Here is an 18,302-nt window from a genome sequence, read left to right as displayed (position 1 = left end):
TCCACCTAGGGCCATGAAGGCGCAGGGGAAGAGTAGTAAACCAGACCAACCGATGAAGACGAAACGGTCTCTTTTGAGCCAGTCATCGAGAGCATCAAACAGCCCTCTTTCTGGGGCGCGTCCGACAGCAATGGTCATGGGTATTTTTCCTCTTGCTTAACTGAAATCACGGGCAAGATTTCTTAACTTTTTTGAGTCTGGGATTACTCCCATTGTCTTATAAGATGGCGCGATCGATTGACTGGATTAGCTTAACTAAACTAGCTGCGATCGCTCGTTAATCCTCACAAACTGTAAAAGATTAACGTTTCTTAAACTAGCACAAGCTAGACAATAATTTCGAGTTCGGTAAGACTTTGGTTTCTTGTAGCCTCTATCTACCTTTAACTATTATTAGCAAAAAATTACAAATCTATACAACTTGACTCATAATTGATTTTTTATACACACAAAAGTTTTTTTGTCAATGAGTATTTATATTCATTTTTTTAATTGATCGCCACTCCCAATCCTCGAGGGGTTGTTCTAGCAATTGACAATCAAAGCAATCCTCGGCGGCGGTTTTCAGGGTAGCGATAATTGTCTCTAGGGTCAAATCTGGGGCTAAATTCAGCTTTTGAGGGGTAGCACTGGCGAAAACTCGCTCAAACAGCGAATTATCTTGCTCTAGCACCATGGAACCATGTTGGAGAACATAGCAACCCCGTTGCAGTTGGGCGCTCCCAATAAATTTATTTCCCCAATTATCGACTAAATCCGCACCGGTAGCTGTACCGAAACAGTTAGCAGAATGGATATATCCCCGGCCGGCAGCACCGTAGGACAATTCTAGACCGAGATTTTGCCAGCCTGTGATTAAAAATTGACAGATTTGAAGGTAAACTTCCCTAACATTCCCCTTCATCCCCGAATTTACCACCATATAAGTCAAATCCCCCTGATGTAGTACGGCCCGGCCACCAGTAGGACGACGAACTAGGGAGATTTTTTGACCTTGCCAAGTCAAATTACGCCAAAAATCGGGATATTGCCGTTGATGATAGCCCAAGGAAATGGCCGGGGGCGACCATTGATAAAAACGCAAAGTCGGGGGATGATGACCACAACGGTGTTGCTCTAGTAACCAAGAATCGATCGCCATTTGTAGCTCTGCCGATGAGATAATTGGAGGGATATAACGCCAAATTTTAGCTGCCACCAAAGGATTCTCGTAACATTTCATCATTATTATCTGCTACCGTCGCCACGAGAGTAATTGCTCGCGAAATCTCCCCAGGAGACAAATCGGCCACAGTACGCTGAGAAATCACCACCACCTGATCATTCATAATGGCAAAATGAGATTCAAAGGTTTCGGCACAATTCATCGCTAATAACTTGCGGGTTAATCCCAATTCATCCTTAACGGGTAATTTGAGGACAGAAGACCACACCGTGAGAAAATCATCATCGCTTTCCCCAGTTAACTGCACAAACACCTCAACGCTACCATACTGAAACTTCCACAGATAACCTTTTTCTGTATGTTGTACCATAGCAGTATCATTCTGCTGCAGAGTAGAAATAACCGTTTCAATCATTTCTTGATGACTGCTCGTACTAGCCAGAAATTCATCGGTCATTGACTCTATTGCTTCTGAAGTCGCTAAACTTTCTGTGGTCATAAAAATTCCCTAAACTCGATCGATCACAATCTTATCCCAAGAGAAAAGAAAAAAAGACATTCGGGTTGGTGGTTGGGGGTATTAGTGGAAATTTCCCCATCTCCCCACTTCCCCATCTCCAATTACTCAAAATTTTGTGAAGCATTTGAGTAAACACCTGACTTGATCGATGACAATGGCTCTATCCCGTTCTAGCTGTCAATAATTATGCAAAGTCTTTTTCAACGTTCCCTAACTGAGACCAATTCTGGGGAAGAAGATATCCGTAGTCGTATTCTACAGGCCGCTTTACGTTTATTTGCCGCTAAGGGTTATGAAGGAACCACGACTAAAGACCTAGCAGGAAAAGCAAATGTGGCAGAAGGAACTTTATTTCGTTATTTTCCCAACAAAAAGGCGATTTTAATCGAAGTGGCCACTAGGGGATGGGTGGATATTCTCACCGACTTGCTGACGGAATTGAGCGAAATGGGCAGTTATAAAGCGGTAGCGCAGGTGATGCGGCGTAGGGTGTTGAGAATGCGAGAAAATAGCGATTTATTGCGAGTTTGTTTTATAGAGGCCCAATTTCATCCCGAATTAAAAGAGCGAATTCAATCGGAGGTAATTGCTAAAATGACCGATGTGGCCGAGGCTTTTTTTCAAACAGCGATTGATCGTGGTATCTATCGTCCCATGAATCCGAAAATTGTGGCGCAGGTTTTTCTAGGAATGTTCGCAATTGCTGGTTTTTCCAGTGAAACTATTTTAGATAGTAATGCTTCCCCCTTCGCTTTACAAGAAATGGCCGAAGGTATTGCCGAAATTTTTCTGAATGGAGTATTAGTTAAAGAAGTTTAATTATTGCCTATTTGCCATTCCTTCCCCGACGATTAACTTTAATCTTGTCCAACTACTGATGATTTCCGGGGGATACTTGAGACACAAAGGACAGAAAGTTTTTTCGCTATCATCGTAGTGGGCTAAAATGTCGGCAATAGTCAGGCCAGAACTAAGTAATTCTCGGATAAATTCAACAGGATAACGCTATCCTCTAAGGCACGGTTTGCCGTGACATATATTTAAGTTTTTTTGCCATCGCTAATTCAGTTGCCTGTCATCGTCAGTTAATAAACTACTCCCATCTGCTACTTTGTCCTTAGCTGCTATATTAACTGGTTAAACCGTGTTTTAGGGCAAAACGTACCAATTCCGTGCGACTATTAGTACCAGTCTTGCTAAATAAGCGACTGACGTATTTTTCTACGTTTCTGACGCTGGTTTCTAGACGACTGGCAATTTCTTTATTCATCAATCCCTCCGCTACTAGATCTAAAACACTTTGTTCCCGGGGGGTAAGATCAATTTTAATTGGGGGGGGAGTAGTAGTAAAAGTGTTCTGTTGTCCCACCTGCTGTTTTAATTCCCGGATATCTCGGGCAATTTCTTCTAATCTAGCGTTTTCGCTGGTGGCTTGCAAGGATTGACGACGGCGCTCGATTAAAGACTTGATTAATGCTTCTAATTCTTCGGGATCGAAAGGCTTGGATAAATAAGCATCACAACCGGCATTATAACCCTGAATGCGATCGCTTGTCATCCCCCTAGCGGTGAGAAAAACCACGGGAATTGTCTGAAAACGAGCATCTTCGCGCAATTTCTTGAGAAACTGATAGCCATCCACCTGCGGCATCATAATATCGGAGATAACTAATTCCGGAATTTCTTGATTGAGTAAATCCCAGGCTTCGTTAGCATTACTAGCAGTTCTTACCTCGAAGTCATCCCCGTACTGTAGATATGCTTGCACAGATTCACGAACCCCCGGTTCGTCATCCACTAACAAAACTTTCGCAGGTGTGTCCATGAATTTCTCGCAGCGATCGAATATTGTCCGAATCCTATCTTATCAGCTATCAGGAGTCAGTAGTCAGGAGGCAAAAGACAGGAGGTTATTTTCATTTATTCTTCCCACTTCCCTATCTCCCCACTTCCCTATCTCCCCACTTCATAATTCATAATTCATAATTCATAATTCCCCACTCCCCACTCCCCAGATCATCCTCAAGATAGTGACGGTGAGTTAAACTAGCAGATAGAACTAAAAAGTTACAAAAATCACACAATGATTTTATAATCCTTTCACCATTCTTAACAAATCCCGTGACCATTCTCTGCTGGCTCGATCGCATTAGTGCTTCTGATCGCCCCCTGGTGGGGGAAAAAGCTTTTATTGCCAGTGAATTACACCAGCGAGGATACCCAATTATCAGGGGATTTGCCATTTTTAACCGCATTTTTGCGGAATTTTTGGAAACTATCAACAATGCTGACTCGTTTCTGACTGATTTTCCGCAATCTTCCCTCTATTTAGACGTAGATAACGCCAAAGCTCTGCAATTAGTTGCGCGAGAGAGTCGGCGGGCCATTTTACAAGCGGAAATTCCTCCTCTCTGGTTAGAAGAACTAGAGGCGGCCGTGGCACAATTATCCATGGCTACCCTAGTATGGCGCTTTTCCCTACCAGCTAATCTGGCTCGGCGAACTCTCGGTTTATTTTCCGCCCCCATCAGTGGAATTAAAGCAGATAATCTAGAAAATGCTCTAAAACAAGCTTGGGCGGAGTTATTCACCGCCAGAAGTCTATTTTATTGGCGAAAAATGGGAATTGGTTTAGAAAACATTCAATTATCTTTACTGGTACAACCGTTATTACCGGCCAATTGTGCGGGAAATGTGCTGATTAATGAGGATAACTGGCAAATTCAGGCGGTTTGGGGATTAGGACACAGTTTAGTTAATGGAGAAGTGGCACCGGATACCTATATTATCGATCGCTCCGGTCAATTACACAGTCGGCAATTAGGCAATAAATCCCGCGCTTATTATCTCAATAGTGACAGTAATCTGCTTGTACCACAATTATTAGCACCCAGTTTACAGGAAAGCTACTGTTTAGATAATTTCGCCCTCGATCGCCTTTGTCAACTGGTTCAATCTCTACTGGCGGAAAAACCCACCTTAACCAGCATAGAATGGCTGATGATGCTGGATGGTCAAATTTATATTCTCAACTGTCACAGTCAGGAAATCACCCCCACTACCTCCAATTATCCCTTAAGAGGATTAGGGGCATCCCCGGGGTTGGCATCGGGAGTGGCAAAAGTGATCAGCAATTTCGACTCCCCAGAGGCAAATTTTCAGGATTGCATTTTGGTTACTACTAATTTACCTCCGAAAAAACTGCCCCATTTACGCCAAATTCGAGCAATGATCACGGAACAGGGGGGATTAACTAGCCATGGAGCCATCTTAGCCCGGGAATTAGCCATTCCTGCCATTGTCGGGGTGAAAAATGCCACGGAAATTATCCGCTCAGGCGAGATAATTTTAGTAGATGGTACGAGGGGAATTATTTCTCTAGCATCTCAGGAAAAGATTTCCTTACCCCCACCACCACCCAGAGAAACCGACGGGACGGCAATTGCTACCCGTTTGATGGTTAATCTCAGTCAAACTGAAAGTATTGCCGGAATCCGAGAACTGCCTATTGATGGGATCGGTTTATTGCGCTCAGAATGGATGATTCTAGAGTTACTTTCTCAGCGCAATCTAGAAGAATGGTTAACACCAGAGCATCAAGAAGCATTGATCGAGAGATTAAGTGATTTAATCGCACAATTTGCCCTTAGTATCCAGCCTAAGCCTTTATTTTACCGTTCTTTTGATGCTCAACATTCGGCTCAAGACAGTCGGGGAACCCATAATTATATATTAGATCCGACTCTATTCGATCTAGAATTGCAAGCTTTACGACGGGTACAAACCACCGGCGCCACCAATATTAATTTACTGCTTCCCTTTGTCCGCGGGGTTGAGGAATTTATTTTCTGCCGGCAACGGGTACAATCAGCTTTACTCACTCAAGTCCCTTCTTTCCAATTGGGGATAATGGTGGAAGTACCGGGGGTAATCTTTCAATTGAGGGATTATGTGCAAGCGGGCGTACAATTGATCGCTATTGGTACTAATGATTTAACTCAATTACTTTTAGGTAGCGATCGAGAACATTTCTCAGAATATTTTAACGCCCGTCATCCCGCAGTCAGGGCAGCTTTAAAACAAGTTATCACTCAAGCAAAAGTTTTACAGATTCCCTGTTCCGTTTGCGGCATGGCTATCGTCCAGTATCCTGAAATTATCGATGATTTGATTGCTTGGGGTGTGACTTCTCTTTCGGTGGATACAGAAGCAGTTTTAGCCACTAGAGAGGCAATTGTTCGGGCAGAAAGAAGGTTTTTATTGGAAAATAGCAGATAACTTCCGAACTACCCCACTTCCCCATTACCCCACTTCCCCACTTCCTAATTCATACTTTGTGCTTTTTGTCAAAAAAACTTTTTTTTTGCAATAAAACTACACAAAAAAAAGATCATCGTTGTGGGTAAAATTGACTCATTTACCTGTCTTAGTTAGGATTACCTTCTAAGTGTGGCAAGGGTTTCAACCGTTGCTGCCCAAAAAAGCATAGAGTAACCCAATATGAAATTCAGTAAAATCGCTGTAACCATTGTAACATCGTTATTAAATAAAAATCTTTCTCAATTAATCCTTAAGAATTTGTAAATATTGCGAAATGTTAATTTAAATATTCTCAAGTTTTTGCAGTCAATGAATAATTTTTGCTTATCTTTGAGCAACATTGGGTTAGAAGTCAGTTATCAGTTATCAGTTATCAGTTCACTGAGAAAACTCCCCACACCCCACACCCGTTCGGCTGAGCTCACGGCCGAAGCCTACACCCTACACCCTACACCCCACACCCCACACCCTGTCCCCTAATGCCTAGAGAATTTCAATAATTCCTTGAGTGCCATCGAGACGAATTAATTGACCATCTTTTAACAATTTCATGGCATTATGCACATCCATAACCGCCGGAATTCCGTATTCTCTGGCAATAATAGCACCATGGGATAATTGTCCCCCCACCTCGGCAATAATGCCCACAGCCCGGGATAATAAAGGGGACCATCCTGAGTCAGTATAGGGAATAACGAGAATAGTATTAGGGGCAATTTCTAGATTTTGTAAGGTGTGCATAATTTTGACTCGTCCCTCCACTGTCCCCCCACTAGCGGCAATTCCCTGTAAGCGTTTTTTTGTAGTTAAATTTGAGACTAAAAATTCTCTTTTTGGGGGTTGTCCATAAACGATATAGGGAATATCGGTTAATTGGGAGTTTTCTTGGAATTGTTGGCGACGCTGACGGATAATCTGGTTAAGATTGGCGATTTTATTATTCTGACCTAACTGGGTAACTTCTGAGTAATTTAGATAAAATATATCTCCAGTCTCCGATAATATTTGCTGCTGTAACCAGAGGGTTTCTAAAGCGAGAAAATGCCAGCGTAGGTGAGCTAAAAGACGGGAGTAAATTTCAGTCACTTGGTTTTTGATATTTAACCTTTTTTGGACAGTATGGGAAGATTTGACTTTTTTATGGCTATTATTGCCCGGACTATCTAAGGGTAGTTGTAGCAGATATTGGGGATTTTCTCGCCATCTCGGTATCGAAATATCAGTCCCCACTTCGCTTAAATAACCGTAGGTTTCTAACCAGAGGGAAAAAGCCGAGTCAAAATCTCGATCAAGAGTATTTTTTCTCAGTTCAGATAGCGATCGCATTGAGGCTATTTCTGGTGCTTGGGAGTTATCCAATCTCTCAAAAGGTACTTGCGAAATACTGCGACGCAAGGCGAAGCTAAGAGGGGCAAGAATACTATAATAGGTGGCTTTTTTTAAGACGGTTAAAATTTCTTCAATTTGCTCTAAAATCTCCCCTGAAGATAAAGCTTCTAGGGAAGTAGCGTTAATTTTTTCGAGCGTCGGGATAAAATAGGTTTTTTGATCTTGGCTAAAGTCTTTTTCTAACTGTAATTCCCGTCCTAAAAGTTTTAATAAACCGGGGGAATTAGCCAAAGTTGCCGTTAAAGGTGGTTTGGTAAACTTTGCCCCTTTGGTCAGGAATTCTAAGCTTTCTGGAGGTAATCCCATGCGACGGAAAATGGTTCCTAACAAAGAAGCATTAAAATAGGCTCTTTGATAGTGTAAAGTCGCTGTTTCATTGAAGTCCAAATCGAGAGCTTTTTTGTCTAAAACTAACCGAAAAATATCTCCCCAAACTCCACAGGTTAAGGGGCGATTAATTGACCAAGGCAAAGGACGAATCACCCCGGGGATAACTTCAGCCGCGATTTTTCTTGTCCAAATTGGCTGTAAATTAGTGATAGGACGGCACTGTAATAACCATAATTTTCGTCCGTCATGAGTCCATTCTATATCTTGGGGAATGCCATGTTCAAGGTTTTCTAATTGCCGACAAAGATTAGCTACCTGTTGAATAATAGCAGGGGGAATATCTCCCGCTCCGATGATGATATTTTCTTCTAAATTAACTCGATAACTTTCGGGGGTGATTCTTCCCGATACAACTCTGGTGGCATCTCCGGGTAAAGCTTCAATAACCACATCTAAACTGAGAGGATTAATCGGATCGCGACTGAAGGCAACTCCCGAAAAAACTCCTCGAATTTGTTCTTGAATTAACACAGCCATGGCCGTGTTTTCTTGACCTCGATCGAGTCGATAATTAACGGCATTAGGACTATTATAGGAGGTTTGGCAACTTAAAATCGCCGCCGCTAAATTTTCTTGATCGACGACGTTAAGAATTGTGGTATATTGTCCCGCAGATGAAGCGGTTTCACTATCTTCTCCAATAGCGGAAGATCGCACGACTAAGGGATGATCAATATCAGGATTAAGAGATTCTATTAACGGTTGTGGATCATCCCCCGGTGGTAAAACCCAACCCCTAGGGATGGGATAACCGGCACGCTTAAGATAGGCTAAAGTGGCGGCTTTTTGTCCCACTTTTGAAGCTACCAGATTGTCATCAAGAGTTTGGATCGATCGATCTCCACGAAAAAAACGAAACATAGTTTTTGATTCATTGTTAACACTTGCTTCAGGTAAGTCTAAATCGTCGGCGATTTTTTGAAAAATTGCCCCTAATAGACAGGCTAAAGCAATGGCAGTTATAATATAACCTGAATCGTGGGGACGGCGCAAGGTGAGAATTAAAGCTAATAAAAATAATCCTACCAATCTCCCCGTAGATTTTTCTCGAAAAATAGTAAAGCTAATCCCACTAATGATTGAGGTGAGAAAAACAGCAACAAAATCATGAACGATTAATCCCCAGAAAACATTAGTAGTTCCTGCACCTTTTCCTAACCAATAGCGCCCCACGACTAAAGCAATTAAAGCTAATAATTCCCAAGTGGAGCCGGTGGGAAAAAATAAACGGGTTAGGAAAATAACGATAATTCCCTTGGCTGCTTCCGAAATTACCGCCAAAATTCCCGCTAATTTACCCCCATGGTAAAAAGCGGCAGTTACACCGATATTACCAGTACCTAATTGGGATAATTTACGTCCAGTTACTAGATAATTTATCCAATCGATCAGAGGCAATCCCCCGATTATAGGACAGACTAAAAAAATAAATAGGGAACCCCAAATTTCTATCATTTAAAATGCGTCTTAGTTTACGATCTTTTCTTAGTAATGACCTTGAGAACATGAACACGAAAGCGATAAAAGAAATTGAGATTAATAGCTTAAAACCCAATCATATTGAGCAAATAAAGGCAATAATTGCGGATTTTAAGTGGCAAAATCAACCCCTCAAACTGAAGAAAAAAGCGAAAAGAGTAAGGTGGACGATACACACCCTACAGACTTAAGAAAATCTGATTGACAGTGAGATTTAATTCCGTGAAAGTCTGGGAAATTAGGCGATCACTGTCTCGAAATTGCCGAATTTGATATTCTTCCTCAACTAAGCGACAAACAGAGATGGTCGGTTGTTTAGGAGTGCCGAGAAAATTACGCCCACCCAAGGCTGCATAATCGACAATCCAATATTCAGGAATACCCATTTCTTCATAATCAGCAAATTTTAAGTAGTAATCATCACGCCAGTTGGTCGATACCACTTCAATGATCAGAGGGATAGATGCACCCTCACTAAGGATTGATTCTTTTTTCCATAATTTTTCCTGAGCGAGCTTGGTTCGATTTAGCACTAATACATCAGGAAAATAACCAGAGTTTTTACCAGCAGGTCTGACAATCGCTTGGTTAGGAATTAAATAAGGAAGCCTCAGTCTATCAATTATTCCACTAAGTTTAACAGTTAAAAATCCTTTGATTTCCTCGTGTTCTCCTGCGGGTTGTGCCATTTCAATAATATTTCCATTGTGTAGCTCATAACGTACTCCAGAATTTTCAGGCAGCCAAGGGACAAATTCCTCGAAATTAACAGTTTTAGGTAGGGTTTGGCTCATGGCTGGCAAAATAGCTTTCTCTCTCTAGTAACTTCCTTGACTCTATTTTACCTTGAATGTCGGGTGGGCATTGCCCACCCGACAAACTCTCTACACAATCTGCGATCGCACTATCACTGCCAAAAAAGATGAGGACGAAACCAAAAATATAATTGGTAACGACGACGAGGTTCATAAAAGGAGTCAGTTGCCAGTTAGTTTTAATATCTCCATTTGGCAATATTACACCCTCATAAAAAAAAATTTTTACCATCGGATCCGCCTAGTAAGTTTATCAAGAGGCCTCCTTGATTAACGCTGAATATTCTAGCCCATCCAGATACTTAAACCAGAAAACGGGTTTCTTTAAGAAACCCGTTTTCTTGAATGTTCCAGCAATTCCTGATGATGAAGTTGATCTCGGCGGCTTAGATGTGTAATTAATTTTGCTTAGGTACTTAATCGATCATAATTGATCATCATTTATCGCACTATATCATTAGTAATAGTAACGATAATTTTTTGCAGCTTAGCACCTTGAAAATCGCAAGGAACCTCGTGTTTATATCGAGTTAGGAAGTTAGGAGTATGATTTGAGAAAGTTCTGATAATATCGACATTTTGTTCGATGTTATTAATATACAGTTTCATCTTACCTATTGTGCTGTCACTCAACTTTTCATCGGAAGGAGCGATTATCTTTGGTTTGGCAAATTCAACTTTTAGTTTCACCTCGCCACTAAGATGAGGAAGATCACAAGTGATCTTCTGTTGTTGCCCTAACCAGTTATAGACATAACATAGTTTTCCCTGATAGATGTAGAAACTATGCCCACCAAAACAGCTGCCGTGCGCCATCAGAACAGCCTGTAAGTCCCCTTTAGCTTTGGAGAAATCAATAGTTGCTTCGATCAAATAGAAACGAGTGCTAATATTAGGAACAAAAGCTTCGGAAATTTCCAATCCTCCTGGATAATTTTTCGGGGGAACGGTGAACATAGCGATTTCCCCGGCAACAGCTTCGGAAATTTCTGATCCTCTTGGATAATAAATATAGCTATCGGAAATTTCCAATCCCCCTGGATAATTTTTCGGAGGAACGGCGAACATAGCGATTTCCCTGGCAACAGTTGTGGAAATTTCTGATCCTCCTGGATAATAAATATGGCTATCGGAAATTTCCAATCCCCCTGGATAATAGGTATAGGTAAATGTGTTATGTTGTGGGTCATCAGAAAATGCCGGGGGAGGTAATTGAGGAATTTCTGCACCCAACACCCCAGAGCAATCTTTAAATGGCATATATTGTTTAACCATCGACATTTCCTTGGTAATTGATAACGGGAAAAAGTGAGAGATTTAAATGGGATTACACTGATGGACAAAATTAACAAATCAATCCTGCTGTAACTCATACTACTCAGTCCTCTATGCTAAGATGATCCAAAAAACGCAAGTTTTTAAATTGATGGGCAAAAAAAGTTTGATTTTACTCAATAACTAAGGAGTTATACACAGATGTTTATTTTTGACAATAAAACCAATATTTTAATTAATTCTCAGGAATTAACCTTTAAAAGTGAATATTTTTGCAATTTTTCTAGTTATTTTCAGAATCGAGAATTTGTCAACTTAGATGCTTTACAACTCAGTGGTGATCATTTTGAAGGCTATCTTTCAAGGATCATCATCGATGAAGTGATGTTAGAATTATCGCAACGTAATTGTTTAACGAATGTTGCGGGAGTAGTCCATTCTAAAATGTGGGTTTTTGCGATTCCTGTTCAGGTGAATTCTGTCTTCTTCCAAAATTTGTACTCATTGGAAAATAACTATCTTGGGATTGTCCCCCCTAAATCAGAAATTTCCGTTTTTCAGCATCCTTTTTCTAATCGTTTTCAGCTTTATGTTGATGATGATTATCTTCAGAAATTGTGTCAAAAGTTAGAGCTACCAGAAGCGAAAAAGTTTTTAAATTCTTCCGCTTCCTCTATTGTGATTTGCCCATCGGAAAAAATTCGTCATCTCCAACAATCTTGTCATCAACTTTATCAAATGCTATTTAATTTAGATCGCCAAGAAATATCTGAGAAAAGAAAAGTATTAAGATTGAATTTTGTCAGGGAAAAATTAGAAGAAATTGTCAAGGATTTTCTTTTGACTTTAGCAGTAACCAAAGATATTAAAACCCCTAAAAACACTATCAGACGCACCTCTATTCTCAAAAAAGCCGAAGAAATGATGAGAAAAAATCTGCGTTCTGATCTGACTATTCCAACGATTTGTCAAGACTTAGAAGTAAGTCAACGCACCTTAGAATATATATTTAAGGACTTCTATCAAATGTCTCCTTACAGTTATTTAAAATTGCTTCGTCTTAATGCTTTACATCAATCTCTTAACCAAAATAATCAGACAAAATTAACTTATGAAATTGCTGAAGAATTAGGTTTTTTCCATCGAGGATATCTGGCCTCTGATTATAAAAAACTGTTTGGTTACTTCCCCTCTGAAACCTAAAAAAATAGTAGGGGTAGGAATTAGGATTATTGTTAGATTTATCTGACTTATTTTTTCTTTGAGGACTAAATTCCTAACTACTCTTTCAATTCATCGGCTCTCCCGCACTTGTTTGGTGGGGGCGTATATTGTACGCCCTTTCTTCGATCTCATAACCTCAAGAGAGCCATTAATAGTTAGCCCCATCGAGATTAATTTACTTAATTCCCACTAAAAAAGTTGTACCGATCGCCATAATTGCCAATCCGATTAACTTACTAATTAGAGTCGCTTGCTTGGCTAATTTTTCCTTGATGACACTGCCAAGGAAAAAAGCACCAGATGCGATCGCTAATTGAGTTACGGTAAAACCAATTAAATAGGCAACTAAAGCGGCAAATCGCGCCCCGATAATTGATTCTCCGTAGGCATAACCGTGGAAAATTCCTGCAATCATTGCCAAAGTTGCCAGAGCGATCGTATAGAGATTAGAATGATTTTGTAAACCTTTTTTCAGGGTTAAAATCACGCCAAAAATCACCACAGAAAGGGCAACAATCCCTTCAGGAAAAAGTAAATTTATTCCCTGTAAATGAATACCCGTCCCGATTAAAGTGGCAATCGCAAAAGCGATCGGAATTAATAAACCCTGTTCCATCCCCACAGCAATTAAACCACTAGCCACCACAAAAGCTAAATGATCTAAACCGATAACCGGGTGAGCTAAACCCGATAAAAATCCGTTTAAAAAATTATCGGGAGTTTGCCCTGCCATGGCATGATGGGCAAGGGTTTTGCTGGCAAAAATTAACAGAAAGAGAGGGACAATAGTTAATATCCTTGTCGAGCTTTGACGAAAAATTATCTTCATTGATTACCTCAAAATTATAATTCGGAAACCCGCGCAACAATCGCCCGGTGTCGGGGACTGGTGGGGGTGATGATCGGTGCTTGAAACCCGGCTTCAACTAATGCCCGTTCGATATCGAGAGTAAAATATTGATCGAGATAGGGTTCGGTACTCTTGAGTAAGGTTAGGACATAAGGGGGCATTTTTCGATAAATTTCCGAGCGCGGATTCATATCCATCAGCGTCAAATAACCTCCCGATCGCAATAAACGACGCGCTTCGGCGAAAATTTCTCTAGTAGCCTGTTGGGGTAGTTCGTGGAACATTAAAAACGAAGATACCAGATCGTAGGACTGACTGGGTAATTGAGTTTTTTCCGCCGCCGCGTGTTGCCATTGAATCGTCTTTTGTTTTTGTTGAGCTTGGTATTGAGCAACGGCTAAATAGTAGGGAGAGAGATCTAACCCAGTTACCCTGGCTTGAGGATAAGTATCTTGCATCGCAAAGCTACTCATGCCGACACTACAGCCTAAATCGACAATATCGTTAATTTCTGCCTTGATTTGCTCCTTCAATATCCGGTGATATTCCCGCCGCAATCGCGGATCGCCGTCAATCCCCGCCCCGGGCCAGATGGTAGAATGGACAGCATAGGCGGCAGATTCTACCTCAAAAGCTGGCAACCAGTCTAAATTGCCCTTTTCGTAAGCGTGGAAAGAACAAACGTAGTATTCGGGATAGACGATATCGGGATTTTCTACCGCTTGCAGTTCCCGACTCCAATCCCGTTGCTGCCATTGTTTGACGGTTTCCCGCCAAGGTACGCCTAGTTTTTCGGCTCTTTTAATCATCATATTGCGCGCCTGATAGCGAGCGATGTCAAAAAGCGGTTTTATGGCGAGAATACGGTTAACTAGACCAGAAACAGGATTAAAGGAGGCCGGAACGGGTGTAACTGTCATAGAAAAGCTTCGATCGTAAATTTTCCCTTTCTCATCTTATAACAGTGATCAGTGATCAGTAATCAGTAATCAGTGAAAAAACAGCACTGTCACCGCCATTTAATACTGCTCAGTTAATAAGTAGCTGGTTATAATTAAATTAAAAATGGATTTTAGGTTCGATCCCCCCTGCCCCCCTTGATAAGGTAGGGTTGATTCATGAATCAACCCTACCCTTGATAAGGGGGGTGTCTGATAATTTTTAACGCCTACCTACTTACCACTCACTGAAAACTCAAATCTGATTAATGTTTACTGATAACAGCAAAAAGCTTCCTAACCCCCCATCTTGCCAATTTTTATTATGAGAACAATCGCTGAAATCAACGACAAGATCGCAAAAAAAACGGCTGTAGTCTGGACAGTAGAGGAATTAAAAAGCCGCGTTACCGAGATGGGAATTAAGGAGGTTTTTTCCCAAGTAGATGTGGTTTGTACGGGAACCTTTGAACCGATGGAATCTTCGGGGGCAATTATTAATTTAGGTCAGACGGATCCGCCGATAAAAATTCGTCAATGTTGGTTAGATGGGATTCCTGCTTATGCTGGTTTTGGGGCGGTGGATTTATACTTAGGGGCCAGTGCTATTAGTGATATAGCGGCCAAAAATGAGAATTTAGAGGGAGAAAATCCCGAAAGGGGCGGCGGACATATTATTGAGGATTTAATCGCCGGAAAATCGATTCAATTGCGTGCTGTCGGTCAGTCCACCGATTGTTATCCTCGTGCTTCTTTTGAAACGATTATTTCTAAGGAGACTATCAATCAATTTTATCTTTTTAATCCTCGCAATCTCTACCAGAATTTTATCGTCGGAGTCAATGGGGGAGAGCGGACTTTATATACTTATTTGGGACCACTACAGCCGCGATTAGGTAATGCGGTTTATTCTAACCCCGGGGCAATTTCTCCCCTGTTAAATGACCCCGATTTAGAGGCTATCGGCATCGGTACGCGCATTTTTTTGGGAGGAGGAATCGGTTATATTGCCTGGGAAGGAACCCAACATTTTCCCCTGCAAAAACGCCTACAAAATCGCACTCCTATTGGACCTGCTTCCACCTTAGCCTTAATTGGTGATGCTAAACAAATGAATGCTCGTTGGGTGCGAGGTTGTTATTTCAAAAATTATGGGGCTTCTTTAATGTTAGGGGTAGCAGTACCGATTCCGATTTTAAGCGAGGAAATCGTTCGACATTGTGCGGTAAAAGATGAGGAAATTGTCGCTCCAGTGGTGGATTTTTCCATTCCCCGGCGAGTCCGTCCTACCTTTGGTTTGATCACCTACGCTAAACTAAAAAGCGGTCGGATTATGATCGAGGGAAAAAGTGTTAGGGTGGCTCCGTTGGCCAGTATTTCCTTAGCCCGGGAAGCCGCTTTAGAATTAAAAGCACTGATCGAAGCGGGAGAATTTACCCTCACAGAACCCGTGGCAAAAATTAATCTAGAGCGGACTTTTATTCCCCAGGATCGTTGGGGCGGAAAATTATCAATTGAGTGAGGAGTTAAGGGATTGGGTGCAAGTGGCACAACTACAATTAAGATGACGTAAAATCGGATTTTCTTCCCCAGTTGTCTTGGCGATAATCATATCACCTAAGTTCTTGGTATTGAAACTAGGATGAAAGGACTCTGGGGCAGCTTGTACGGAGTTCGTGGTAACTAATAGGGCTAATAAACTAGCAGAAGCAGTGGCAAGAATAACGACTTTTTGATTCATAAATTTGTGGGAATTATTGACCATTAATACCACTGATTATAACACTGCCGACCGCCGACCGCCTCCGTTAACGACCTAAAAGATTGGCAATATCAGCACATCCCCCCGGAATGGTTGCGCGGGACTTTTCCCCGCACCAACGACAACAATAGTGACGTTGTTCCTCGCTCATATTTTTCACCCCGGTAAAATTGACATTTTCTACCACTGCTCCCGTGTGTTCTCCGCCGTCATAATTGGGGGGAACGCTGCGACTGCGGGGGGTGGCATTTTCTAGGGAACCATAAAATAAACGCATCCCCTTGATATCGGCCCCTCTTAAATTAGCTTCGTAGAGAATTGTCCGCGATACATTTGCTTTCACCAAATCGCTATAACTTAAATCGGCCCGCACCATATTCGCTTCGCTTAAATCGGTCCAGCGCAGATCCTGCCCGGAAATGTCGGCCCCGGCTAACATTACTCCCAATTGTACTACTCTTGTACCGAACTCTCGATCCTCCGCGTAACCCCCTTCCCCGTCTAGAATCGGTCGGCCTAGATAACGATCGCGTTTAATCGGTGATAATAGCCGCGATTGACTCAAAAAACGCAGTATTTTCGCTTTTCCAGAGGCATCGACACTGCTGAGGATAGAAGCGGTGCGACCTTCTGCGATCGCTCTTTCCTGGGGCCAATCTTCTAAAAATCCCTCCTCATCCAAGGCTAGATCGGAAATCCCTTGAAAATAGGAATCGATCGTCTGTTGTTGGGTAATGCGATTTTGTTGTATGGTTAAATCCTTAGAAATAACGTACTGTTCCCAGGCCACATAGACAGCTAACACGGCGATCATAATCTGTCCCAAGGCCCCCACCCACTCGGCCCAAGAACCGAACTCATCGTATTTAAAACTGTCTAACCACCGCAAGATGCGCTCGTAAACTCCTAAATATTTCCCTAATCCGGCCAGAGCGGCTATAAAAACTATAAAAGCGAAAACCGTCTGACGTTCAGAGGGGGTGAGATAATGGGCGATCCACTGGCGAATAGAGGGTAAAATCACCTGTAAAGATATTAATATCGCTACTATCGCCCCAGAAAAGCCTAACCAGTCCCAGCTAAAGACGAGGCCGATGGTCATCAGCATCAGGGGGGCTAGTAGTAACCCCGCGTTACCCGGTCGAAGATCTTTTAATAGTAGGATGCGCTGACGCAGAGGATTACGCGAAGATAAAGAGGAGACGTATTCGGAGGCATCGGGGGCTGATAAACTGGCTTTACCGTTATTTTCGGGGTTATCGGCCCTATTTTCCACGGTGAGTTTTTCTGGGTCTTTGCGATCGCTCATATTAATCCTTGTCAAGAGAAAATAATTCCACACCGAAAACTGAAGCGAAAACCCTCGATAAATCTTGCTGTACTTGCATAAGACTAATATTAGGCAGAAACTGCCGTAAACTGCCCACGGGTTTATTAGCAATCCCACAGGGAATAATCTCGGCAAACCCGCTTAAATCCGGACAAACATTGAGGGCAAAACCATGATAGGTAATCCAACGACTAACTTTAATACCGATCGCCGCTATTTTATACCCTTCTACCCATACCCCTGTCAAGCCCCCGATTCTTGCCCCCGACAATCCATAAATAGCGATAGTTTGCAGGATGACTTCTTCTAATTGTCGCAAATACCAGTGTAAATCCTGCTGATAATAGCGCAAATTGAGGATCGGATAGCCCACTAACTGCCCCGGACAGTGATAGGTGACTTCGCCTCCTCGCTCGATTCGGTACACTTCTTTATCAGTTTTGTCAAGATTAAATTTAATAAACTTAATATCTGAACCGGTACCGAGGGTGTAAACGGGGGGATGTTCCAGCAGCAGCAGCACATCGGGTAAGTCGGGATTAGCAATTCTCGCCGCCACCAGCGATCGCTGTTGCGCCCAGGCCAGAGAATAGGGAGTAATTGCCTGAATTTTCAGCCCACAGAGACGAGGTATTTTTTGAGCATTCATCGAGAGATGTGATCGGTCAAATTATTGAAGAAATGTGGAAGATCAGCAAGGAAAATTGGTTCTTCCGAACTTACACTGTAGAAAATTCCCCAAGCTCCCTCTCTGTCCAGCAATGCTCTAAAGTTGATAAATATCAATCTAACAAAAACTCAAAGCCCTATTGTACAAGCTTTACAAGCATGAGTTGTTGATAGTT

16 protein-coding genes and 2 pseudogenes are annotated in these 18,302 nt (G+C 42.0%); 4 read left to right on the top strand and 14 right to left on the bottom strand.

Annotated features, from left to right (window positions below; translation table 11 throughout):
• From ACOCD9_RS21705 to ACOCD9_RS21695, 3 genes and pseudogenes are all read right to left on the bottom strand, one after another.
• Positions 1–138: pseudogene (locus ACOCD9_RS21705) on the bottom strand (photosystem II D2 protein (photosystem q(a) protein)); the annotation flags it as partial.
• A gap of 325 nt (positions 139–463) precedes the next feature.
• Positions 464–1,225, bottom strand: a complete 762-nt coding sequence (locus tag ACOCD9_RS21700) for a lipoate--protein ligase family protein (RefSeq protein WP_287704318.1) — start codon at positions 1,223–1,225, stop codon at positions 464–466.
• Complete coding sequence (locus tag ACOCD9_RS21695; RefSeq protein WP_002801317.1) at positions 1,188–1,664, bottom strand: YbjN domain-containing protein; 477 nt, start codon at positions 1,662–1,664, stop codon at positions 1,188–1,190. Before ACOCD9_RS21695 ends, ACOCD9_RS21700 begins: the two co-directional genes overlap by 38 nt.
• A gap of 207 nt (positions 1,665–1,871) precedes the next feature.
• Between ACOCD9_RS21695 and ACOCD9_RS21690 the strand changes: the two genes are divergently transcribed.
• The gene (locus tag ACOCD9_RS21690) at positions 1,872–2,504 is read left to right on the top strand and encodes a TetR/AcrR family transcriptional regulator (RefSeq protein ID WP_287704316.1); all 633 of its coding nucleotides are present in this window, start codon (positions 1,872–1,874) and stop codon (positions 2,502–2,504) included.
• A 99-nt stretch (positions 2,505–2,603) separates the two neighbouring features.
• Here ACOCD9_RS21690 and ACOCD9_RS21685 read toward each other — a convergent pair.
• Positions 2,604–2,723, bottom strand: a pseudogene (locus ACOCD9_RS21685) (DUF433 domain-containing protein); the annotation flags it as partial.
• A 91-nt stretch (positions 2,724–2,814) separates the two neighbouring features.
• A complete protein-coding gene (locus ACOCD9_RS21680) occupies positions 2,815–3,510 on the bottom strand; it encodes a response regulator transcription factor (protein WP_002795661.1) in 696 nt (231 codons plus the stop codon).
• Between the two features lie 296 nt (positions 3,511–3,806).
• Here ACOCD9_RS21680 and ACOCD9_RS21675 point away from each other — a divergent pair, with 296 nt between their 5' ends.
• A complete protein-coding gene (locus ACOCD9_RS21675) occupies positions 3,807–5,963 on the top strand; it encodes a putative PEP-binding protein (RefSeq protein WP_419548417.1) in 2,157 nt (718 codons plus the stop codon).
• Between the two features lie 525 nt (positions 5,964–6,488).
• Here the strand turns inward: ACOCD9_RS21675 and ACOCD9_RS21670 are convergent.
• The 4 genes from ACOCD9_RS21670 to ACOCD9_RS21655 all read right to left on the bottom strand — a co-directional run bounded on the left by ACOCD9_RS21670 (position 6,489) and on the right by ACOCD9_RS21655 (position 11,353).
• Positions 6,489–9,239, bottom strand: a complete 2,751-nt coding sequence (locus ACOCD9_RS21670) for a glycerol-3-phosphate acyltransferase (protein WP_419548416.1) — start codon at positions 9,237–9,239, stop codon at positions 6,489–6,491.
• A 203-nt stretch (positions 9,240–9,442) separates the two neighbouring features.
• The gene (locus ACOCD9_RS21665) at positions 9,443–10,057 is read right to left on the bottom strand and encodes a Uma2 family endonuclease (RefSeq protein WP_288137083.1); all 615 of its coding nucleotides are present in this window, start codon (positions 10,055–10,057) and stop codon (positions 9,443–9,445) included.
• Positions 10,038–10,310 (bottom strand): hypothetical protein, encoded by a 273-nt coding sequence (locus tag ACOCD9_RS21660; RefSeq protein ID WP_419548415.1) that lies wholly within the window; start codon positions 10,308–10,310, stop codon positions 10,038–10,040. Before ACOCD9_RS21660 ends, ACOCD9_RS21665 begins: the two co-directional genes overlap by 20 nt.
• A gap of 209 nt (positions 10,311–10,519) precedes the next feature.
• Complete coding sequence (locus tag ACOCD9_RS21655; RefSeq protein WP_419548414.1) at positions 10,520–11,353, bottom strand: hypothetical protein; 834 nt, start codon at positions 11,351–11,353, stop codon at positions 10,520–10,522.
• 201 nt (positions 11,354–11,554) lie between these two features.
• Here ACOCD9_RS21655 and ACOCD9_RS21650 point away from each other — a divergent pair, with 201 nt between their 5' ends.
• Positions 11,555–12,556 carry a helix-turn-helix domain-containing protein gene (locus ACOCD9_RS21650; protein ID WP_287704304.1) on the top strand — a complete coding sequence of 334 codons (1,002 nt, stop codon included), beginning with the start codon at positions 11,555–11,557 and terminating at the stop codon, positions 12,554–12,556.
• 196 nt (positions 12,557–12,752) lie between these two features.
• On the opposite strand, the gene ACOCD9_RS21645 is transcribed toward ACOCD9_RS21650, so the two are convergent.
• Both ACOCD9_RS21645 and ACOCD9_RS21640 read right to left on the bottom strand, forming a co-directional pair.
• Entirely contained in the window at positions 12,753–13,406 is a 654-nt protein-coding gene (locus tag ACOCD9_RS21645; RefSeq protein WP_419548412.1) for a HupE/UreJ family protein, read from the bottom strand.
• Between the two features lie 14 nt (positions 13,407–13,420).
• A complete protein-coding gene (locus tag ACOCD9_RS21640) occupies positions 13,421–14,347 on the bottom strand; it encodes a methyltransferase domain-containing protein (protein WP_419548411.1) in 927 nt (308 codons plus the stop codon).
• A gap of 343 nt (positions 14,348–14,690) precedes the next feature.
• Between ACOCD9_RS21640 and ACOCD9_RS21635 the strand changes: the two genes are divergently transcribed.
• A complete protein-coding gene (locus ACOCD9_RS21635; RefSeq protein ID WP_419548410.1) occupies positions 14,691–15,887 on the top strand; it encodes a homocysteine biosynthesis protein in 1,197 nt (398 codons plus the stop codon).
• On the opposite strand, the gene ACOCD9_RS21630 is transcribed toward ACOCD9_RS21635, so the two are convergent.
• The 3 genes from ACOCD9_RS21630 to lipB form a co-directional block, all read right to left on the bottom strand.
• The gene (locus tag ACOCD9_RS21630) at positions 15,876–16,106 is read right to left on the bottom strand and encodes a hypothetical protein (RefSeq protein WP_043998089.1); all 231 of its coding nucleotides are present in this window, start codon (positions 16,104–16,106) and stop codon (positions 15,876–15,878) included. The genes ACOCD9_RS21635 and ACOCD9_RS21630 overlap by 12 nt on opposite strands.
• A gap of 67 nt (positions 16,107–16,173) precedes the next feature.
• Positions 16,174–17,436, bottom strand: a complete 1,263-nt coding sequence (locus ACOCD9_RS21625) for a pentapeptide repeat-containing protein (RefSeq protein WP_419548409.1) — start codon at positions 17,434–17,436, stop codon at positions 16,174–16,176.
• A gap of 1 nt (position 17,437) precedes the next feature.
• The gene (gene lipB / locus ACOCD9_RS21620) at positions 17,438–18,106 is read right to left on the bottom strand and encodes a lipoyl(octanoyl) transferase LipB (protein ID WP_419548408.1); all 669 of its coding nucleotides are present in this window, start codon (positions 18,104–18,106) and stop codon (positions 17,438–17,440) included.
• Between the last annotated feature and the right edge of the window lie 196 nt (positions 18,107–18,302).

Origin of the sequence: Microcystis sp., from assembly GCF_048564745.1 — a bacterium.
GTDB lineage: Bacteria > Cyanobacteriota > Cyanobacteriia > Cyanobacteriales > Microcystaceae > Microcystis > Microcystis ichthyoblabe_A.
This window is presented reverse-complemented; position numbering and strand designations above follow the sequence as displayed.

Coding starts and splice junctions, on each gene's coding strand:
- ACOCD9_RS21695 (WP_002801317.1), bottom strand. CDS start 1,664: ATGACCACAGAAAGTTTAGCGACTTCAGAAGCAATAGAGTCAATGACC.
- ACOCD9_RS21650 (WP_287704304.1), top strand. CDS start 11,555: ATGTTTATTTTTGACAATAAAACCAATATTTTAATTAATTCTCAGGAA.
- ACOCD9_RS21630 (WP_043998089.1), bottom strand. CDS start 16,106: ATGAATCAAAAAGTCGTTATTCTTGCCACTGCTTCTGCTAGTTTATTA.
- ACOCD9_RS21670 (WP_419548416.1), bottom strand. CDS start 9,239: ATGATAGAAATTTGGGGTTCCCTATTTATTTTTTTAGTCTGTCCTATA.
- ACOCD9_RS21635 (WP_419548410.1), top strand. CDS start 14,691: ATGAGAACAATCGCTGAAATCAACGACAAGATCGCAAAAAAAACGGCT.
- ACOCD9_RS21645 (WP_419548412.1), bottom strand. CDS start 13,406: ATGAAGATAATTTTTCGTCAAAGCTCGACAAGGATATTAACTATTGTC.
- ACOCD9_RS21700 (WP_287704318.1), bottom strand. CDS start 1,225: ATGATGAAATGTTACGAGAATCCTTTGGTGGCAGCTAAAATTTGGCGT.
- ACOCD9_RS21660 (WP_419548415.1), bottom strand. CDS start 10,310: ATGGTAAAAATTTTTTTTTATGAGGGTGTAATATTGCCAAATGGAGAT.
- ACOCD9_RS21690 (WP_287704316.1), top strand. CDS start 1,872: ATGCAAAGTCTTTTTCAACGTTCCCTAACTGAGACCAATTCTGGGGAA.
- ACOCD9_RS21680 (WP_002795661.1), bottom strand. CDS start 3,510: ATGGACACACCTGCGAAAGTTTTGTTAGTGGATGACGAACCGGGGGTT.
- ACOCD9_RS21665 (WP_288137083.1), bottom strand. CDS start 10,057: ATGAGCCAAACCCTACCTAAAACTGTTAATTTCGAGGAATTTGTCCCT.
- ACOCD9_RS21640 (WP_419548411.1), bottom strand. CDS start 14,347: ATGACAGTTACACCCGTTCCGGCCTCCTTTAATCCTGTTTCTGGTCTA.
- ACOCD9_RS21625 (WP_419548409.1), bottom strand. CDS start 17,436: ATGAGCGATCGCAAAGACCCAGAAAAACTCACCGTGGAAAATAGGGCC.
- ACOCD9_RS21655 (WP_419548414.1), bottom strand. CDS start 11,353: ATGGTTAAACAATATATGCCATTTAAAGATTGCTCTGGGGTGTTGGGT.
- lipB (WP_419548408.1), bottom strand. CDS start 18,106: ATGAATGCTCAAAAAATACCTCGTCTCTGTGGGCTGAAAATTCAGGCA.